This window comes from Escherichia sp. R1 (assembly GCF_003000935.1).
In the GTDB taxonomy this organism is placed as follows: Bacteria; Pseudomonadota; Gammaproteobacteria; order Enterobacterales; family Enterobacteriaceae; genus Escherichia; species Escherichia coli.
The window spans coordinates 151,315-170,311 of record NZ_PSRU01000004.1; the positions used below are offsets into that span (position 1 = coordinate 151,315).

An 18,997-nucleotide genomic window follows, 5' to 3' on the forward strand; every position below is an offset into this window, starting at 1 on the left:
AGAATTATTTGATTTTCGCTTCTTTGTAGATCACGTGCTGGCGAACAACTGGATCGAATTTTTTCAGTTCCAGTTTTTCCGGCTTAGTACGTTTGTTCTTCGTAGTGGTATAGAAGTGACCAGTACCAGCAGAAGAAACCAGCTTGATTTTCTCACGAATACCTTTAGCCATGATTTATTTCCTCTAAGTACTTAGTACTTTTCGCCACGGGCACGCAGTTCAGCCAGAACTGTATCGATGCCTTTTTTATCGATTACACGCATACCTTTAGCAGATACGCGCAGGGTGACAAAACGCTTCTCGCTCTCAACCCAGAAACGGTGAGAGTGCAGATTCGGCAGGAAACGGCGTTTAGTCGCGTTCAGTGCGTGGGAACGGTTGTTACCGGTCACCGGACGCTTGCCAGTAACTTGGCAGACTCGGGACATGTCTATTCTCCAAAAATCAAATTAGCTCGAGCTTCGTATGGGGTATTGGCGCCTCGTCAGGCTTTACAGCCCGGTCATCGCAGTTCTATGTGAACTCTCGATTGCCAGGCCCAAATGCCAAACCCGAGATTCTCAAAGGTGGCGTAGTATACGCTGACTCAGCGATGTGCTCAAGTCCCGAACAGACAAAGATCCCGAAGGATCGCGCATAGCGGGTTAAATCCAGCCGCGTTCGGCAAAAGAAACATACTCTCCACGCCCAATCACGATATGGTCGAGCACGCGTAAATCCATGAACTGACAACTCTTTATTATCCGTTCAGTAATGAGTTTATCCGCTTTACTGGGTTCAGCACAACCCGAAGGGTGATTATGCGCAAGGATCAGCGCCGAGGCGTTTATTTTTATCGCTTCGCGGATAATTTCCCGAGGATGGACTTCAACATGGTTTAGCGTGCCGGAAAAAAGACGGCTATGCGTTATAACTCTGTGTTGGGAGTCGAGAAAGATCACCATAAAGATCTCCCGCTCCTCGCCCGTGAGCTGGCTTTGTAAAAATTCCCTCGTCATCTCCGGGCTGAGTAAAGGGCTTTCTTCACGCATCCGTACGTTGTAGTAACGCCGCGCCAGTTCGGCAATCCCCTTTAACTGGGCGAATTTCGCCACGCCAATTCCATGAACGCCACTAAATTGCTCATATTCAGAGGTTAACAAGCCATAAAGAGAGCCGAAATTCTCCAGCATCTCTTTTGCCAGGGTTAATACATCTTTACCGCGCGTTCCGGTACGCAGAAATAGCGCCAGCAGCTCGACATCCGTTAAGGAGCTAATACCAAACTTCAGCATTTTTTCGCGCGGCATCAACAGCTGTGCATTGTTTTTCACCTTCACCTCCTTTGTGGTGCTCGCATCCTGTCATAGCCGTTCCTTTAAATCGACGGCCAGTTTTCAATCCTGGAAAGCGCCTCGCAAAGTGAATCTCAGGTGAAGGCACGACAACAAAAGTATTGTGATAAAATCGCCAACTTCTGGTGTCACCCAACAGGAAAAATCATCATGAGCCTGGCCGGTAAAAAAATCGTTCTCGGCGTTAGCGGCGGTATTGCTGCCTATAAAACCCCTGAACTGGTGCGTCGTTTGCGCGATCGCGGGGCCGATGTCCGCGTAGCCATGACCGAAGCGGCAAAAGCCTTTATCACCCCACTTAGCTTGCAGGCGGTTTCTGGTTATCCCGTTTCCGACAGTCTGCTGGACCCGGCAGCCGAAGCCGCTATGGGCCATATTGAGCTGGGTAAATGGGCTGATTTAGTGATTCTCGCCCCTGCCACGGCAGATTTAATTGCCCGTGTTGCTGCCGGAATGGCGAATGACCTGGTATCGACGATTTGTCTGGCTACACCTGCGCCTGTAGCCGTGCTCCCCGCCATGAACCAGCAGATGTACCGTGCCGCTGCCACGCAGCATAATTTAGAGGTGCTTGCCTCACGTGGTTTGCTCATCTGGGGGCCAGACAGCGGCAGTCAGGCTTGTGGTGATATCGGCCCAGGACGAATGCTCGATCCGTTAACCATTGTGGATATGGCGGTAGCGCATTTTTCGCCCGTCAACGACCTGAAACATCTGAACATTATGATTACCGCCGGTCCGACGCGTGAACCGCTCGATCCCGTGCGTTATATCTCTAATCACAGCTCCGGCAAGATGGGTTTTGCTATCGCCGCCGCCGCAGCCCGTCGTGGCGCGAACGTCACGCTGGTATCAGGTCCGGTTTCACTACCGACGCCACCGTTTGTTAACCGTGTTGATGTGATGACCGCGCTGGAAATGGAAGCCGCCGTGAATGCTTCTGTACAGCAGCAAAATATTTTTATCGGTTGCGCCGCCGTGGCGGATTATCGCGCAGCTACCGTGGCCCCAGAAAAAATCAAAAAGCAGGCCACGCAGGGTGATGAATTAACAATAAAAATGGTTAAAAACCCCGATATCGTCGCAGGCGTTGCCGCACTAAAAGACCATCGACCCTACGTCGTTGGATTTGCCGCCGAAACAAATAATGTGGAAGAATACGCCCGGCAAAAACGTATCCGTAAAAACCTTGATCTGATCTGCGCGAACGATGTTTCCCAGCCAACTCAAGGATTTAACAGCGACAACAACGCATTACACCTTTTCTGGCAGGACGGAGATAAAGTCTTACCGCTTGAGCGCAAAGCGCTCCTTGGCCAATTATTACTCGACGAGATCGTGACCCGTTATGATGAAAAAAATCGACGTTAAGATTCTGGACCCGCGCGTTGGGAAGGAATTTCCGCTCCCGACTTATGCCACCTCTGGCTCTGCCGGACTTGACCTGCGTGCCTGTCTCGACGACGCCGTAGAACTGGCTCCGGGTGACACTACGCTGGTTCCGACCGGGCTGGCGATTCATATTGCCGATCCTTCACTGGCGGCAATGATGCTGCCGCGCTCCGGATTGGGACATAAGCACGGTATCGTGCTTGGTAACCTGGTAGGATTGATCGATTCTGACTATCAGGGCCAGTTGATGATTTCCGTGTGGAACCGTGGTCAGGACAGCTTCACCATTCAACCTGGCGAACGCATCGCCCAGATGATTTTTGTTCCGGTAGTACAGGCTGAATTTAATCTGGTGGAAGATTTCGACGCCACCGACCGCGGTGAAGGCGGCTTTGGTCACTCTGGTCGTCAGTAACACATACGCATCCGAATAACGTCATAACATAGCCGCAAACATTTCGTTTGCGGTCATAGCGTGGGTGCCGCCTGGCAAGTGCTTATTTTCAGGGGTATTTTGTAACATGGCAGAAAAACAAACTGCGAAAAGGAACCGTCGCGAGGAAATACTTCAGTCTCTGGCGCTGATGCTGGAATCCAGCGATGGAAGCCAACGTATCACGACGGCAAAACTGGCCGCCTCTGTCGGCGTTTCCGAAGCGGCACTGTATCGCCACTTCCCCAGTAAGACCCGCATGTTCGATAGCCTGATTGAGTTTATCGAAGATAGCCTGATTACTCGTATCAACCTGATTCTGAAAGATGAGAAAGACACCACAGCGCGCCTGCGTCTGATCGTGTTGTTGCTCCTCGGTTTTGGTGAGCGTAATCCTGGCCTGACTCGCATCCTCACTGGTCATGCGCTAATGTTCGAACAGGATCGTCTGCAAGGGCGCATCAACCAGCTGTTCGAGCGTATTGAAGCGCAGTTGCGTCAGGTATTGCGTGAAAAGAGAATGCGTGAGGGTGAAGGTTACACCACCGATGAAACCCTGCTGGCAAGCCAGATCCTGGCCTTCTGTGAAGGTATGCTGTCACGTTTTGTCCGCAGCGAGTTTAAATACCGCCCGACGGATGATTTTGACGCCCGCTGGCCGCTAATTGCCGCACAGTTGCAGTAATATGACGCCGGATGACTTTTCATCCGGCGAGTTTCGTTAAACGCCAAACTCTTCGCGATAGGCCTTAACCGCCGCCAGATGTTCCGCCATTTCTGGCTTCTCTTCCAGGTAAGCAATCAGGTCTTTCAGGGTGATGATAGAGATCACCTTGCAGTTGTAATCACGCTCAACTTCCTGAATCGCCGAAATTTCGCCGCGCCCGCGTTCCTGACGATCAAGCGAAATCAACACGCCTGCAAGCGTCGCGCCATTAGCCTGAATAATCTCCATCGACTCGCGAATCGCCGTTCCTGCGGTGATCACATCATCTACCAGCATTACGCGTCCTTGTAACGCGCTACCAACCAGATTACCGCCTTCACCGTGGTCTTTTGCCTCTTTGCGGTTAAAGCAGTACGGCAGGTCAAGGTCATGATGCTCCGCCAGCGCCACGGCGGTAGTGGTGGCAATCGGGATCCCTTTGTAAGCAGGGCCAAACAGCAGATCGAACTCAATGCCGGAATCCACCAATGCTTCAGCGTAAAAACGGCCTAACAGTGCCAGATCGCGCCCGGTATTAAACAGCCCGGCGTTGAAGAAATAGGGGCTTTTGCGCCCGGATTTCAGCGTGAACTCGCCAAACTTTAACACCTGCTTGCTAAGCGCAAATTCAATAAACTGGCGCTGATATGGTTTCATGCCTTCGCTCCTCATCTTACTTTTCTACAGACAAAAAAAAGGCGACTCATCAGTCGCCTTAAAAATCAGTTTGCCAGCGCCGCCTTCTGCGTCGCTACAATGGATTCGATTCCCCCTCGGGCCAGCGCCAACAAGGTGAGTAACTCTTCGTGGGTGAACGGTTCGCCTTCTGCCGTCCCCTGCACTTCAATGATACGCCCGTCTTCGGTCATCACTACGTTCATGTCGGTCTCTGCGGCAGAGTCTTCAACGTATTCCAGATCGCAAACCGCTTCGCCGTTCACAATCCCGACAGAGACCGCGGCTACCATCCCTTTCATTGGATTAGTTTTCAGCTTGCCGTTTTCCACCAGCTTCTGTAGCGCATCTGCCAGCGCCACGCAGGCACCCGTAATCGAAGCGGTACGCGTGCCACCATCAGCCTGAAGCACGTCGCAGTCCAGCGTAATGGTGAACTCACCCAGTGCTTTCAAATCTACTGCCGCGCGAAGAGCACGGGCGATCAGACGCTGGATTTCCATTGTGCGTCCACCCTGCTTACCTTTCGCCGCTTCACGCGCGTTACGGGTATGGGTAGAACGTGGCAGCATACCGTACTCTGCGGTGATCCAGCCCTGGCCCTGACCTTTCAGGAAGCGCGGCACGCCTTCTTCAATAGAGGCGGTACACAATACTTTGGTATCGCCAAATTCGACCAGCACCGAGCCTTCTGCATGTTTTGTATAGTTACGAGTCAGGGTAACGGGACGCACCTGATTATTGCTACGGCCTGCTGGACGCATATTGAAATCTCCGGCTTGAAACAAATGTGGCTGCGCATTATACGGACTTCCGGCGGTTATTCCTATCCTGACAAGGCATCGATGGCTATAATCCTTCCACCTCTCCTTTTATAAACAGGAACGTCTATGATCCGCAGTATGACCGCCTACGCCCGGCGTGAAATCAAGGGTGAATGGGGGAGCGCAACCTGGGAAATGCGCTCGGTAAACCAGCGTTATCTGGAAACTTACTTTCGTCTGCCGGAGCAGTTCCGTAGCCTTGAACCTGTCGTTCGCGAGCGTATTCGTTCTCGCCTGACGCGCGGTAAAGTGGAATGTACTCTGCGCTATGAGCCAGATGTTAGCGCGCAAGGTGAGCTGATCCTCAACGAAAAACTGGCTAAACAGCTGGTAACTGCCGCGAACTGGGTAAAAATGCAGAGCGACGAAGGAGAAATCAACCCGGTTGATATTCTACGCTGGCCGGGCGTGATGGCAGCCCAGGAGCAAGATCTCGACGCGATTGCAGCTGAAATTCTCGCGGCGTTGGATGGCACCCTGGATGACTTTATCATCGCGCGCGAAACCGAAGGTCAGGCGCTGAAAGTGTTGATTGAGCAGCGTCTGGAAGGCGTCACCGCCGAAGTGGTCAAAGTCCGCGCCCATATGCCGGAAATCCTGCAATGGCAGCGTGAGCGTCTGGTAGCGAAGCTGGAAGATGCTCAGGTGCAACTGGAAAACAACCGTCTGGAGCAGGAGTTGGTTCTGCTGGCACAACGAATTGACGTTGCCGAAGAACTGGACCGCCTCGAAGCGCATGTCAAAGAGACCTACAACATTCTGAAGAAAAAAGAAGCCGTTGGTCGTCGTCTGGACTTTATGATGCAGGAGTTCAACCGCGAGTCGAACACTCTTGCGTCGAAATCTATCAACGCCGAAGTGACAAACTCCGCCATCGAGCTGAAAGTGTTGATTGAGCAGATGCGCGAGCAGATTCAGAACATTGAATAACTCGTAACGCCAATTCTTCCTTTTCAGCCTTCACAAATGCCGCCCACTCAAACAGAGCGGCATTTTTCCTCCCCGCAACATTCAATTCTGTTTTGCGTGCCTGCTCCAGATTTTGCGATGTTTTTTTGCCCAGCGCAGTGAGAACGTGAGATACTCACAACTGTATATAAACACAGTTGTAAACTTACTTTCCTTGCAATCGATATCATATGGAGTGGGCAATGAACGAACATCATCAACCTTTTGAAGAAATACGGCATTATGGCACTGAAGGGCAAGAATTTTGGTCAGCGAGAGAATTGGCACCGTTACTGGATTATCGGGACTGGCGCAATTTTCAAAAGGTACTGGCCCGCGCGACTCAAGCGTGCGAAGCCAGCAATCAAGCTGCATCTGACCATTTCGTTGAAACCACCAAAATGGTTGTATTAGGTTCAGGGGCTCAACGAGAACTTGAAGATGTTCATCTCTCCCGCTATGCCTGTTACCTGGTAGTACAAAACGGCGACCCTGCGAAACCGGTTATTGCGGCAGGGCAAACTTATTTTGCTATCCAGACCCGACGGCAGGAGCTGGCTGACGATGAAGCTTTCAGGCAACTTCGTGAAGACGAAAAGCGTCTTTTTCTGAGAAATGAGTTGAAAGAACATAACAAACAATTAGTTGAGGCAGCGCAGCAAGCTGGGGTAGCGACAGCTATCGATTTCGCCATATTTCAGAATCATGGTTACCGGGGACTGTATGGTGGATTAGATCAGAAAGCCATCCATCAGCGGAAGGGGCTGAAAAAGAGTCAGAAGATCCTGGATCATATGGGTTCAACAGAACTGGCGGCTAATCTCTTTCGAGCTACCCAAACAGAAGAAAAACTCAAGCGGGATGGCGTGAATTCAAAACAGCAAGCTAATACCACACACTTTGACGTGGGTCGCAAGGTGAGGCAAACCATTCAGGAACTTGGCGGAACCATGCCTGAGGAGTTGCCGACCCCGCAGGTCAGCATCAAGCAGTTGGAAAACAGTGTAAAAATTACAGAGAAGAAATAGCAGAAAATAAAAACTCTTTTTGTTGATTGAGATACCCGATGCGTAAGCCAAAGTCCAGGTGCGGTGAACACAATGGCTAAACATTGCACCTTTCTTTTCCACCCCTCAATTTTAACCTATTTTTTCTTATGCATTTTCTCAGACAAGAAGTCAGAAGAATGCATCTACGCTACAGAAAATAGCGATTTCACATAACTACAAGTTATCAATTTCCTCTCACCTTAAAAAATCTCAATCGTGACAATACGCACAAATCGCTACCCTGCCAGACAGATTTTTAGGGAGAGAACCATGCTGTTACACATTTTGTATTTGGTTGGCATTACTGCCGAAGCCATGACGGGGGCGCTGGCGGCCGGACGACGGCGCATGGATACATTTGGCGTAATTATTATTGCGACCGCCACGGCAATTGGCGGAGGGTCAGTGCGCGATATTCTGCTGGGCCACTATCCGCTCGGCTGGGTCAAACACCCGGAATATGTGATTATCGTCGCTACCGCCGCAGTACTCACCACTATCGTTGCTCCTGTAATGCCTTATCTGCGCAAAGTGTTTCTGGTGCTCGATGCGCTCGGACTGGTGGTCTTTTCTATCATCGGCGCACAGGTTGCACTGGATATGGGGCACGGCCCAATTATTGCCGTTGTCGCGGCGGTAACCACCGGCGTGTTTGGCGGCGTTTTGCGCGATATGTTCTGTAAACGCATTCCACTGGTATTCCAGAAAGAGTTGTATGCCGGTGTCTCATTTGCCTCCGCCGTGCTGTACATCGCGCTGCAACACTATGTTTCTAACCATGATGTTGTGATTATCTCCACCCTGGTATTCGGCTTTTTTGCCCGTTTACTGGCGCTACGTCTTAAGCTGGGATTACCGGTCTTTTACTACAGCCACGAAGGTCACTAAGGTTCAAAACCTGTGATCTGCTGGGCAGCCAGCCAACTGCCCAGCTTCTTGATTTGCGCATTTTCCTTCCATTCAATAACCTGTCTGGCGCGCCCCGATCCAGTCCCCGGCTGCTGCTGCCAGAACTGTTCCGTGCTAAATAAAAGTTGCGACCAGGACCGTTCATCACTGGCATTAAGCGCCGCCCGGGTTAGCGGTATTCCCATTGCCATCACCCAGCGAGTAAAAGGCTGCTGACGAGCCAGATTAAACTGATGCCATAACTGCGCACTTTTACTTTTCGCGATCCCCGGCGTGTTCTGTAATTGCTCTGGCGTTAATAAAAGCCAGGAAAAGATATGCTCAAAGCGATGAGTCTGATGCAGGGCGCGCCAGCCGGCCTCACCAATGCCATCAAGCCCCAGAACCTGTTTTGACCCCAGCCAGACTAAGCGTGAAATGAACTGTTCCTGACAAACATCAGAAGCAAAGTAGCAGGTCAACGAGTTAAAGCGGTTTTCTGGTGGTGTCGGTTTTGTACGTTCTGCTCCGCGCCAGACCACATCATCAATGCGAGGAATCCCCTGACCGGCAAGGCTGACGAGGATCTGATCACCAGGCGCAATATCCCACTCCTGCCAGCGCCTGACGGAACCAATATTCACCCGCTGGACTTTTTTATCATCCAGCATGACAGGTGCGAGTGACGCCACCACCGATATTTTACCGCTCTTACCCACCGCAAACTGAATCGCCTTCACTTCGGCAACCTGAGCTACAGGTTGATATTTCCAGGCCACCAGCCACTCCGCCTGGCCCGGTAACCAATGACGGGATTCGGGTTCTTTCGCCGCTCGCACAACCACGCCATCGGTGACGAAGGGTAATTTTGCTTTCCACCACTCATTGCGTACGTGCGCAACCTCATCAGCATTTTTAACCGCGCGGGTATACGTCTGCGTTAAAGTAAAACCTGCGGTAGCCAGATCCTTTAAACGATCGGTCATTAAATGCGGTCCATCCGGCCATGCCCAGACAAAAACAGCCAGTGAGTTTAGCGTATCGCTATTCCCCTGGCGCATCATCAGGCCAGCAACTTTTGCGCGGGCATTTATTCCCCCCATTTGTTGTTGGATATGCCCCTTACGCTTGAGAAATATTTCCCCCTGAAGCGTGCTGTTGGCTAAAGGCCCGCTAACGGTTTGCGGCACAGCGGAAATTAAGCGAACTTTCTGCGTCCAGTCCTCGCCTTTCAGGCCATTACCGCGACTGATTGCTTTGTTCAGTTTCCCGTCCCGATAAACCAGGGTTACCGCAACGCCATCAACTTTTGGCTGCACCCAAAGATCGCTACGTTCGCGCATCCACAGACTTAATGCGTTTTTATCCGCCATTTTGCGTACACCCGTATGGGCAACCGGATGCATAACCGCACCGTTTAAAGGCGGCATCATCACATCGCGAGTCTCGTTCCCAAAACAGCGTTGCCACTGCGTGAGACGGGCGCTTAACTGATCGTAAACACCGTCTTCCACCTCACTTTTCCCTTCCTTCCAGTAGTCATCGTCCCACTGTTTTATTTGCTGTTGCAGGCGGGAAATTTCTTCCTGTGCTCTGGCTGGCGACCAGGCCGGACAGACCGCCCACGCCGATGATTGCCAGCACAAGATACTTATTAATATCGCCATCCATACTTTCATCATCACCTCCGCTGTAGATAGTCAGGCAGATATACAACGTGGTGAAAGCAAAGCCGAGTGGCAAAAACGGAGTCTGCGAGGACGCTTCCTGAGAATCGTCTTTATTGCAGTGAATCACAGGCAAATGCGGAAGCAGCTACGCAAAATGCAACAACTTTGCGCAAAAAGTGTGAGCAAGGGCTACGTCACATGGCCGCGCCGTGTATAATAAGCTCGTATGTAGGCTTTATTTCGCTAATCACATACGAAAGATACTCATGGCTCAAGGCACGCTTTATATTGTTTCTGCCCCCAGTGGCGCGGGTAAATCCAGCCTGATTCAGGCTTTATTAAAAACCCAACCGTTGTATGACACCCAGGTTTCTGTTTCACACACCACACGCCAACCGCGTCCTGGTGAAGTCCACGGTGAACATTATTTCTTTGTTAATCATGATGAATTTAAAGAAATGATTAGTAGAGATGCGTTCCTCGAACACGCAGAAGTTTTTGGTAATTACTATGGCACTTCGCGTGAGGCCATTGAGCAAGTACTGGCGACCGGTGTCGATGTTTTTCTCGATATCGACTGGCAGGGTGCGCAGCAAATTCGCCAGAAGATGCCGCACGCGCGGAGTATCTTTATTTTACCGCCGTCTAAAATCGAACTGGACCGCCGTCTACGCGGTCGCGGTCAGGACAGCGAAGAGGTCATTGCAAAGCGTATGGCGCAAGCTGTTGCAGAAATGAGCCATTACGCCGAATATGATTACCTGATTGTGAATGATGACTTCGATACCGCGTTGACCGATTTGAAGACCATTATTCGCGCCGAACGTCTGCGCATGAGCCGCCAAAAGCAGCGTCATGACGCTTTAATCAGCAAATTGTTGGCAGACTGAACCTGATTTCAGTATCATGCCCAGTCATTTCTTCACCTGTGGAGCTTTTTAAGTATGGCACGCGTAACTGTTCAGGACGCTGTAGAGAAAATTGGTAACCGTTTTGACCTGGTACTGGTCGCCGCGCGTCGCGCTCGTCAGATGCAGGTAGGCGGAAAGGATCCGCTGGTACCGGAAGAAAACGATAAAACCACTGTAATCGCGCTGCGCGAAATCGAAGAAGGTCTGATCAACAACCAGATCCTCGACGTTCGCGAACGCCAGGAACAGCAAGAGCAGGAAGCCGCTGAATTACAAGCCGTTACCGCTATTGCTGAAGGTCGTCGTTAATCACAAAGCGGGTCGCCCTTGTATCTGTTTGAAAGCCTGAATCAGCTGATTCAAAACTACCTGCCGGAAGACCAAATCAAGCGTCTGCGGCAGGCGTATCTCGTTGCACGTGATGCTCACGAGGGGCAAACACGTTCAAGCGGTGAACCCTATATCACGCACCCGGTGGCGGTTGCCTGCATTCTGGCCGAGATGAAACTCGACTATGAAACGCTGATGGCGGCGCTGCTGCATGATGTGATTGAAGATACACCCGCCACCTACCAGGACATGGAACAGCTTTTTGGTAAAAGCGTCGCCGAGCTGGTAGAGGGGGTGTCGAAACTTGATAAACTCAAGTTCCGCGATAAGAAAGAGGCGCAGGCCGAAAACTTTCGCAAGATGATTATGGCGATGGTGCAGGATATCCGCGTCATTCTCATCAAACTTGCCGACCGTACCCACAACATGCGCACGCTGGGCTCACTTCGCCCGGACAAACGTCGCCGCATCGCCCGTGAAACTCTCGAAATATACAGCCCGCTGGCGCACCGTTTAGGTATCCACCACATTAAAACCGAACTCGAGGAGCTGGGTTTTGAGGCGCTGTATCCCAACCGTTATCGCGTAATCAAAGAAGTGGTGAAAGCCGCGCGCGGCAACCGTAAAGAGATGATCCAGAAGATTCTTTCTGAAATCGAAGGGCGTTTGCAGGAAGCGGGAATACCGTGCCGCGTCAGTGGTCGCGAAAAGCATCTTTATTCGATTTACTGCAAAATGGTGCTCAAAGAGCAGCGTTTTCACTCAATCATGGACATCTACGCTTTCCGCGTGATCGTCAATGATTCTGACACCTGTTATCGCGTGCTGGGCCAGATGCACAGCCTGTACAAGCCGCGTCCGGGCCGCGTGAAAGACTATATCGCCATTCCAAAAGCGAACGGCTATCAGTCTTTGCACACCTCGATGATTGGCCCGCACGGCGTGCCGGTTGAGGTCCAGATCCGTACCGAAGATATGGATCAGATGGCGGAGATGGGTGTTGCCGCGCACTGGGCTTATAAAGAGCACGGCGAAACCAGCACTACCGCGCAAATACGCGCCCAGCGCTGGATGCAAAGCCTGCTGGAGCTGCAACAGAGTGCCGGTAGCTCGTTTGAATTTATCGAGAGCGTTAAATCCGATCTCTTCCCGGATGAGATTTACGTTTTCACACCAGAAGGGCGCATTGTCGAACTGCCTGCCGGTGCAACGCCCGTCGACTTCGCTTATGCGGTGCATACCGATATCGGCCATGCCTGCGTGGGCGCACGCGTCGACCGCCAGCCTTACCCGCTGTCGCAGCCGCTTACTAGCGGTCAAACCGTTGAAATCATTACCGCACCGGGTGCTCGCCCGAATGCCGCGTGGCTGAACTTTGTCGTCAGCTCGAAAGCGCGCGCCAAAATTCGTCAGTTGCTGAAAAACCTCAAGCGTGATGATTCTGTAAGCCTGGGCCGTCGTCTGCTCAACCATGCGTTGGGTGGTAGCCGTAAGCTCAATGAAATCCCGCAGGAAAATATTCAGCGCGAGCTGGACCGCATGAAGCTGGCAACGCTTGACGATCTGCTGGCAGAAATCGGCCTTGGTAACGCAATGAGCGTGGTGGTCGCGAAAAATCTGCAACATGGGGACGCCTCCATTCCACCGGCAACCCAAAGTCACGGACATCTGCCCATTAAAGGTGCCGATGGCGTGCTGATCACCTTTGCGAAATGCTGCCGCCCAATTCCTGGCGACCCGATTATCGCCCACGTCAGCCCCGGTAAAGGTCTGGTGATCCACCATGAATCCTGCCGTAACATCCGTGGCTACCAGAAAGAGCCAGAGAAGTTTATGGCTGTTGAATGGGATAAAGAGACGGCGCAGGAATTCATCACCGAAATCAAGGTGGAGATGTTCAATCATCAGGGCGCGCTGGCAAACCTGACGGCGGCAATTAACACCACGACCTCGAATATTCAAAGTTTGAATACGGAAGAGAAAGATGGTCGCGTCTATAGCGCCTTTATTCGTCTGACCGCCCGTGACCGTGTGCATCTGGCGAATATCATGCGCAAAATCCGCGTGATGCCAGACGTGATTAAAGTCACCCGAAACCGAAATTAATGTTTTATGAACCCAACACGTTATGCACGCATCTGCGAAATGCTCGCCAGGCGGCAGCCTGATCTGACCGTCTGCATGGAGCAGGTCCACAAACCTCATAACGTTTCTGCGATTATTCGTACCGCAGATGCCGTTGGCGTACATGAAGTTCATGCTGTCTGGCCTGGCAGCCGGATGCGCACCATGGCTTCGGCAGCTGCGGGTAGTAACAGCTGGGTACAGGTGAAAACGCACCGCACCATTAGTGATGCCGTCGCTCATCTGAAAGGCCAGGGCATGCAGATTCTGGCAACCCATCTTTCTGATAACGCTGTTGATTTCCGCGAAATTGATTACACTCGCCCGACCTGTATTTTGATGGGACAGGAGAAAACGGGCATCACGCAGGAAGCGTTGGCCCTGGCGGATCAGGATATCATCATTCCGATGATCGGCATGGTGCAGTCGCTGAATGTTTCCGTTGCCTCAGCCCTCATTCTTTACGAAGCCCAGCGCCAGCGGCAAAATGCGGGCATGTACCTGCGTGAAAACAGCATGTTGCCGGAAGCCGAGCAACAACGCCTGCTGTTTGAAGGCGGCTATCCGGTGCTGGCGAAAGTCGCAAAACGCAAAGGTCTGCCCTACCCCCACGTTAATCAGCAAGGCGAGATTGAAGCCGATGCTGACTGGTGGTCCACCATGCAGGCTGCAGGGTAAGTGCGATGAAAGGTCGCCTGTTAGATGCTGTCCCGCTCAGTTCCCTAACGGGCGTTGGCGCAGCGCTTAGTAACAAGCTGGCGAAAATCAACCTGCATACCGTGCAGGATCTACTCTTACACCTTCCCCTGCGCTACGAAGATCGCACACATCTCTACCCCATCGGTGAACTACTGCCGGGTGTTTATGCCACGGTGGAAGGCGAAGTGCTGAACTGCAATATCTCCTTCGGCGGTCGGCGGATGATGACCTGCCAGATCAGCGACGGTTCCGGCATTCTCACTATGCGCTTTTTCAACTTCAATGCGGCAATGAAAAATAGCCTGGCGACAGGCCGCCGCGTGCTGGCCTATGGCGAAGCAAAGCGCGGCAAATATGGTGCGGAGATGATCCACCCGGAATACCGTGTGCAGGGCGATCTCAGCACGCCAGAGTTACAGGAAACGCTCACACCGGTTTATCCAACTACGGAAGGCGTAAAGCAGGCTACGCTGCGTAAATTAACCGACCAGGCGCTGGATCTGCTCGACACATGCGCCATTGAAGAACTCCTGCCGCCGGAACTGTCACAAGGAATGATGACGCTACCGGAAGCGTTGCGCACTTTGCATCGCCCACCGCCGACGCTGCAGCTTAGCGATCTCGAAACCGGGCAGCATCCGGCACAACGCCGTCTGATTCTGGAAGAGTTGCTGGCGCACAACCTCAGCATGTTGGCGTTACGTGCCGGTGCACAACGTTTTCATGCTCAGCCGCTGAGCACCAATGACGCGCTGAAAAATAAACTCCTCGCCGCCTTACCGTTCAAGCCAACGGGCGCACAGGCACGCGTAGTGGCGGAGATCGAGCGCGATATGGCGCTGGATGTGCCAATGATGCGCCTGGTGCAGGGCGATGTAGGTTCCGGTAAAACGCTGGTCGCCGCCCTCGCCGCGTTGCGTGCGGTTGCCCACGGCAAACAGGTGGCCCTGATGGCACCAACCGAATTACTCGCCGAGCAGCACGCCAATAACTTCCGTAACTGGTTTGCACCGCTCGGTATCGAAGTAGGCTGGCTCGCCGGAAAACAGAAAGGTAAAGCACGACTGGCTCAGCAAGAGGCCATCGCCAGCGGTCAGGTGCAGATGATTGTTGGTACGCACGCCATTTTCCAGGAACAGGTGCAGTTTAACGGCCTGGCGCTGGTGATTATCGACGAACAGCATCGTTTTGGCGTGCATCAGCGTCTGGCGTTATGGGAGAAAGGCCAGCAGCAGGGCTTCCACCCGCATCAGTTGATCATGACCGCCACGCCCATCCCCCGCACGCTGGCGATGACTGCGTATGCCGATCTCGATACCTCGGTGATAGATGAGCTGCCGCCAGGCCGCACGCCAGTGACTACGGTCGCTATTCCTGATACCCGCCGTACCGATATCATTGACCGCGTGCGCCACGCCTGTATGACTGAAGGGCGTCAGGCGTACTGGGTTTGTACGTTGATTGAAGAGTCGGAATTACTGGAAGCGCAGGCGGCGGAAGCGACCTGGGAAGAGTTGAAACTGGCGCTACCAGAGTTGAATGTTGGCCTGGTACACGGACGGATGAAACCCGCCGAGAAACAGGCTGTGATGACATCGTTTAAACAAGGCGAGCTACACCTGCTGGTTGCCACTACTGTCATTGAAGTCGGTGTTGATGTACCCAATGCCAGTCTGATGATTATCGAAAACCCGGAGCGTCTGGGTCTGGCGCAGTTACACCAGCTTCGCGGGCGTGTAGGTCGTGGCGCGGTGGCTTCTCACTGCGTGCTGCTCTACAAAACGCCGCTCTCCAAAACCGCGCAAATCCGCCTGCAGGTACTACGCGACAGCAACGATGGTTTTGTGATTGCACAGAAAGATCTGGAGATTCGCGGCCCTGGCGAATTGTTAGGTACACGTCAGACGGGGAATGCTGAATTTAAAGTGGCGGATTTACTGCGCGATCAGGCGATGATCCCGGAAGTTCAGCGCCTGGCGCGACATATTCACGAACGTTACCCACAGCAGGCAAAAGCCCTGATAGAACGCTGGATGCCAGAAACAGAACGTTACTCGAATGCGTAAAAAGCGGCGGTGAGAAGACCGCCGCTTCATCGGTTAACCGGCAAAAATCGGCAACATCAAATACAGCTTAATCACCAGTGCATTGACGATATCGATAAAGAACGCACCGACCATCGGCACGACCAGGAACGCCATGTGCGACGGGCCAAAGCGTTCAGTGATCGCCTGCATGTTGGCGATTGCTGTTGGCGTTGCACCGAGGCCAAAACCACAGTGACCCGCAGCCAGCACTGCCGCATCGTAGTTTTTGCCCATCATGCGCCAGGTAACGAAGATGGCATACAACGCCATGAAGATGGTCTGTACCACCAGAATCGCCAGCATCGGCAACGCCAGCGAAGCCAGCTCCCACAGTTTCAGCCCCATCAGCGCCATCGCCAGGAACAACGACAGGCTTACGTTACCCAGCACGGATACCGCTCGCTCAAAGACGCGGTAAAAGCCCATCATTGACAGACCGTTGCTCAGAATCACGCCAACAAATAGTACACAGACGAAGGTCGGTAGTTCAAAAGCAGTACCAGCCAAAAGTTGCGCAACAATTTTCCCCACCGTCAGGCAGATAGCAATCAGCGCGATAGTTTCAATCAGCACCAGCGAGGTGATCATGCGGCCCACATCCGGCTTTTCGAACGCAGTCGGAACTTCCTGGTCATCCGGAATACCGTTCGGTGTGGTGGAGTGTTTCACCAGATAGCGTGCCACCGGACCGCCAATCAAGCCGCCCAGCACCAAACCGAACGTTGCACAGGCCATCGCCACTTCTGTCGCATTGGTGAAGCCATAACGTTCAATGAACAATTTACTCCATGCAGCACCCGTACCGTGACCGCCGGAAAGCGTAATAGAACCGGCCAGCAGCCCCATCAGCGGATCAAGCCCTAACAGGCTAGCCATACCAATGCCAATGGCATTTTGCATCACCAACAGGCCAACAACCACAATCAGGAAAACCCCCACCACACGCCCACCAGCTCGCAGACTGGCAAGGTTGGCGTTCAGGCCAATGGTGGCGAAGAAAGCCAGCATCAACGGATCGCGCAGGGACATATCAAAGTTGACTTCCCAGCCCATGCTTTTTTTCAGTATCAGCAGCGCCAGCGCCACTAATAAACCACCCGCAACAGGTTCCGGTATGGTGTATTTCTTCAAAAAGGAGACGGAATGGACCAACTTGCGCCCGAGCAGCAACGTCAGCGTTGCGGCAACAAGCGTTGCTAAAGTATCGAGATGAAACATAGTTACTCCTTTGTGTCCGCATCACTCTTTCATACTCGTCATACTTCATCGCGCATTTGCAGTAAGGCGAAATATGACGAGTATCGAGTCATGCTTTCCTGGTTCGAATTCTTAGCTGAAACTAGAAAAATGGCATGGATTTTAAGCAGAAAACAACTAAAAGTTATATAAAAAAGTACATTTATCTCATTTAAATATTTAGATGAGGATGTGGCAAACGTTTGCTTTTCTCTTTCGGTCAGCTAAAATGCCCGCTTTGCTACCACGGGATTGTTTTCGATGTCTGTTTCCACCCTCGAGTCAGAAAATGCGCAACCGGTTGCGCAGACTCAAAACAGCGAACTGATTTACCGTCTTGAAGATCGTCCGCCGCTTCCTCAAACCCTGTTTGCCGCCTGTCAGCATTTGCTGGCGATGTTCGTTGCGGTGATCACGCCAGCGCTATTAATCTGCCAGGCGCTGGGTTTACCGGCACAAGACACGCAACACATTATTAGTATGTCGCTGTTTGCCTCCGGTGTGGCATCGATTATTCAAATTAAGGCCTGGGGTCCGGTTGGCTCCGGGTTGTTGTCTATTCAGGGCACCAGCTTCAACTTTGTTGCTCCGCTGATTATGGGCGGCACAGCGCTGAAGACCGGTGGTGCTGATGTTCCTACCATGATGGCAGCTTTGTTCGGCACGTTGATGCTGGCAAGTTGTACCGAGATGGTGATCTCCCGCGTTCTGCATCTGGCGCGCCGCATTATTACGCCGCTGGTTTCTGGCGTTGTGGTGATGATTATCGGCCTGTCGCTAATTCAGGTTGGACTGACCTCCATTGGCGGCGGTTACGCAGCCATGAGCGATAACACCTTCGGCGCACCGAAAAATCTGCTGCTGGCAGGCGTGGTCTTAGCCTTAATTATCCTGCTTAACCGTCAACGTAACCCTTACTTACGCGTGGCCTCACTGGTGATTGCGATGGCGGCCGGATATGCGCTGGCGTGGTTTATGGGCATGTTGCCAGAAAGCAACGAACCGATGACACAAGAACTGATTATGGTGCCAACGCCGCTCTATTACGGTCTTGGCATTGAATGGAGTCTGCTGCTGCCGCTGATGCTGGTCTTTATGATCACTTCGCTGGAAACCATTGGCGATATCACGGCGACCTCTGACGTTTCCGAACAGCCGGTTTCCGGTCCGCTGTACATGAAACGCCTGAAAGGCGGCGTGCTGGCAAACGGCCTGAACTCGTTTGTCTCGGCGGTATTTAATACTTTCCCGAACTCCTGCTTCGGGCAGAACAACGGGGTGATCCAGTTAACCGGTGTTGCCAGCCGCTATGTCGGTTTTGTCGTCGCGCTGATGTTGATCGTGCTGGGTCTGTTCCCGGCAGTGAGCGGTTTTGTACAACACATTCCAGAACCGGTTCTGGGCGGCGCAACGCTTGTAATGTTTGGCACCATCGCCGCCTCCGGTGTGCGTATCGTTTCTCGTGAGCCGCTGAACCGCCGGGCGATTCTGATTATCGCGCTGTCGCTGGCGGTCGGTCTGGGCGTGTCTCAGCAGCCGCTGATTTTGCAGTTTGCTCCTGAATGGCTGAAAAACCTGCTCTCCTCCGGGATTGCCGCGGGCGGTATTACTGCCATCGTGCTGAATCTGATTTTCCCACCAGAAAAACAGTAATTCACTGGCGGCGGTAAGATAATTACCGCCGCAGTCT

The 18,997-nt window shown here is 52.5% G+C and carries 19 protein-coding genes; 12 read left to right on the forward strand and 7 right to left on the reverse strand.

The genetic code is table 11. The features are described from left to right. Positions 1-4: 4 nt before the first annotated feature. The 3 genes from rpmG to radC all read right to left on the reverse strand — a co-directional run bounded on the left by rpmG (position 5) and on the right by radC (position 1,314). Positions 5-172, reverse strand: a complete 168-nt coding sequence (gene rpmG, locus C4F37_RS06720) for a 50S ribosomal protein L33 (RefSeq protein WP_001051798.1) — start codon at positions 170-172, stop codon at positions 5-7. Positions 173-192: 20 nt separating this feature from the next. Further along, complete coding sequence (gene rpmB, locus C4F37_RS06725; protein ID WP_000091955.1) at positions 193-429, reverse strand: 50S ribosomal protein L28; 237 nt, start codon at positions 427-429, stop codon at positions 193-195. Between the two features lie 216 nt (positions 430-645). Further along, positions 646-1,314, reverse strand: coding sequence for a RadC family protein (radC, locus tag C4F37_RS06730; RefSeq protein WP_001540088.1), 669 nt, complete (start codon positions 1,312-1,314; stop codon positions 646-648). A gap of 171 nt (positions 1,315-1,485) precedes the next feature. On the opposite strand from radC, the gene coaBC reads away from it, so the two are divergent. The 3 genes from coaBC to slmA all read left to right on the forward strand — a co-directional run bounded on the left by coaBC (position 1,486) and on the right by slmA (position 3,845). Then, positions 1,486-2,706, forward strand: a complete 1,221-nt coding sequence (coaBC, locus tag C4F37_RS06735) for a bifunctional phosphopantothenoylcysteine decarboxylase/phosphopantothenate--cysteine ligase CoaBC (RefSeq protein WP_000050148.1) — start codon at positions 1,486-1,488, stop codon at positions 2,704-2,706. Beyond that, a complete protein-coding gene (dut, locus tag C4F37_RS06740; RefSeq protein ID WP_000976070.1) occupies positions 2,684-3,142 on the forward strand; it encodes a dUTP diphosphatase in 459 nt (152 codons plus the stop codon). Before coaBC ends, dut begins: the two co-directional genes overlap by 23 nt. A gap of 106 nt (positions 3,143-3,248) precedes the next feature. Then, positions 3,249-3,845: a nucleoid occlusion factor SlmA gene (gene slmA / locus C4F37_RS06745; RefSeq protein ID WP_000818601.1), complete on the forward strand. Its 597-nt coding sequence runs from the start codon at positions 3,249-3,251 to the stop codon at positions 3,843-3,845. Positions 3,846-3,881: 36 nt separating this feature from the next. Here the strand turns inward: slmA and pyrE are convergent, their stop codons facing one another. After that, positions 3,882-4,523 (reverse strand): orotate phosphoribosyltransferase, encoded by a 642-nt coding sequence (pyrE, locus tag C4F37_RS06750; RefSeq protein WP_000806177.1) that lies wholly within the window; start codon positions 4,521-4,523, stop codon positions 3,882-3,884. A gap of 65 nt (positions 4,524-4,588) precedes the next feature. Further along, complete coding sequence (gene rph / locus C4F37_RS06755; protein WP_001247093.1) at positions 4,589-5,305, reverse strand: ribonuclease PH; 717 nt, start codon at positions 5,303-5,305, stop codon at positions 4,589-4,591. Positions 5,306-5,431: 126 nt separating this feature from the next. Here rph and C4F37_RS06765 point away from each other — a divergent pair, with 126 nt between their 5' ends. The 3 genes from C4F37_RS06765 (at position 5,432) to C4F37_RS06775 (ending at position 8,250) form a co-directional block, all read left to right on the forward strand. Then, complete coding sequence (locus C4F37_RS06765; protein WP_000621332.1) at positions 5,432-6,295, forward strand: YicC/YloC family endoribonuclease; 864 nt, start codon at positions 5,432-5,434, stop codon at positions 6,293-6,295. A gap of 221 nt (positions 6,296-6,516) precedes the next feature. After that, positions 6,517-7,341, forward strand: a complete 825-nt coding sequence (dinD, locus tag C4F37_RS06770) for a DNA damage-inducible protein D (RefSeq protein WP_001297973.1) — start codon at positions 6,517-6,519, stop codon at positions 7,339-7,341. Positions 7,342-7,632: 291 nt separating this feature from the next. Continuing rightward, positions 7,633-8,250: a trimeric intracellular cation channel family protein gene (locus C4F37_RS06775; RefSeq protein ID WP_000924289.1), complete on the forward strand. Its 618-nt coding sequence runs from the start codon at positions 7,633-7,635 to the stop codon at positions 8,248-8,250. On the opposite strand, the gene ligB is transcribed toward C4F37_RS06775, so the two are convergent. Next, positions 8,247-9,929 carry an NAD-dependent DNA ligase LigB gene (ligB, locus tag C4F37_RS06780; protein WP_001525900.1) on the reverse strand — a complete coding sequence of 561 codons (1,683 nt, stop codon included), beginning with the start codon at positions 9,927-9,929 and terminating at the stop codon, positions 8,247-8,249. The two genes, C4F37_RS06775 and ligB, sit on opposite strands and share 4 nt — an antisense overlap. Before the next feature lie 257 nt (positions 9,930-10,186). Between ligB and gmk the strand changes: the two genes are divergently transcribed. Genes gmk through recG form a run of 5 tightly spaced genes read left to right on the forward strand, consistent with a single transcriptional unit; the run spans position 10,187 to position 16,050 of the window. Then, positions 10,187-10,810, forward strand: a complete 624-nt coding sequence (gmk, locus tag C4F37_RS06785; RefSeq protein WP_001295237.1) for a guanylate kinase — start codon at positions 10,187-10,189, stop codon at positions 10,808-10,810. A gap of 54 nt (positions 10,811-10,864) precedes the next feature. Beyond that, positions 10,865-11,140 carry a DNA-directed RNA polymerase subunit omega gene (gene rpoZ, locus C4F37_RS06790; protein ID WP_000135058.1) on the forward strand — a complete coding sequence of 92 codons (276 nt, stop codon included), beginning with the start codon at positions 10,865-10,867 and terminating at the stop codon, positions 11,138-11,140. Between the two features lie 18 nt (positions 11,141-11,158). Then, positions 11,159-13,267: a bifunctional GTP diphosphokinase/guanosine-3',5'-bis pyrophosphate 3'-pyrophosphohydrolase gene (gene spoT / locus C4F37_RS06795; protein WP_000280473.1), complete on the forward strand. Its 2,109-nt coding sequence runs from the start codon at positions 11,159-11,161 to the stop codon at positions 13,265-13,267. Between the two features lie 6 nt (positions 13,268-13,273). Further along, on the forward strand, positions 13,274-13,963 hold the full coding sequence (trmH, locus tag C4F37_RS06800) for a tRNA (guanosine(18)-2'-O)-methyltransferase TrmH (RefSeq protein ID WP_001540097.1): 690 nt from the start codon (positions 13,274-13,276) through the stop codon (positions 13,961-13,963). 5 nt (positions 13,964-13,968) lie between these two features. After that, complete coding sequence (gene recG, locus C4F37_RS06805) at positions 13,969-16,050, forward strand: ATP-dependent DNA helicase RecG (protein WP_001525901.1); 2,082 nt, start codon at positions 13,969-13,971, stop codon at positions 16,048-16,050. Positions 16,051-16,083: 33 nt separating this feature from the next. Here the strand turns inward: recG and gltS are convergent, their stop codons facing one another. Further along, positions 16,084-17,289 carry a sodium/glutamate symporter gene (gltS, locus tag C4F37_RS06810; protein WP_000468826.1) on the reverse strand — a complete coding sequence of 402 codons (1,206 nt, stop codon included), beginning with the start codon at positions 17,287-17,289 and terminating at the stop codon, positions 16,084-16,086. Positions 17,290-17,568: 279 nt separating this feature from the next. Here gltS and xanP point away from each other — a divergent pair, with 279 nt between their 5' ends. Then, on the forward strand, positions 17,569-18,960 hold the full coding sequence (gene xanP, locus C4F37_RS06815; RefSeq protein WP_001295238.1) for a xanthine/proton symporter XanP: 1,392 nt from the start codon (positions 17,569-17,571) through the stop codon (positions 18,958-18,960). Positions 18,961-18,997 lie beyond the last annotated feature (37 nt).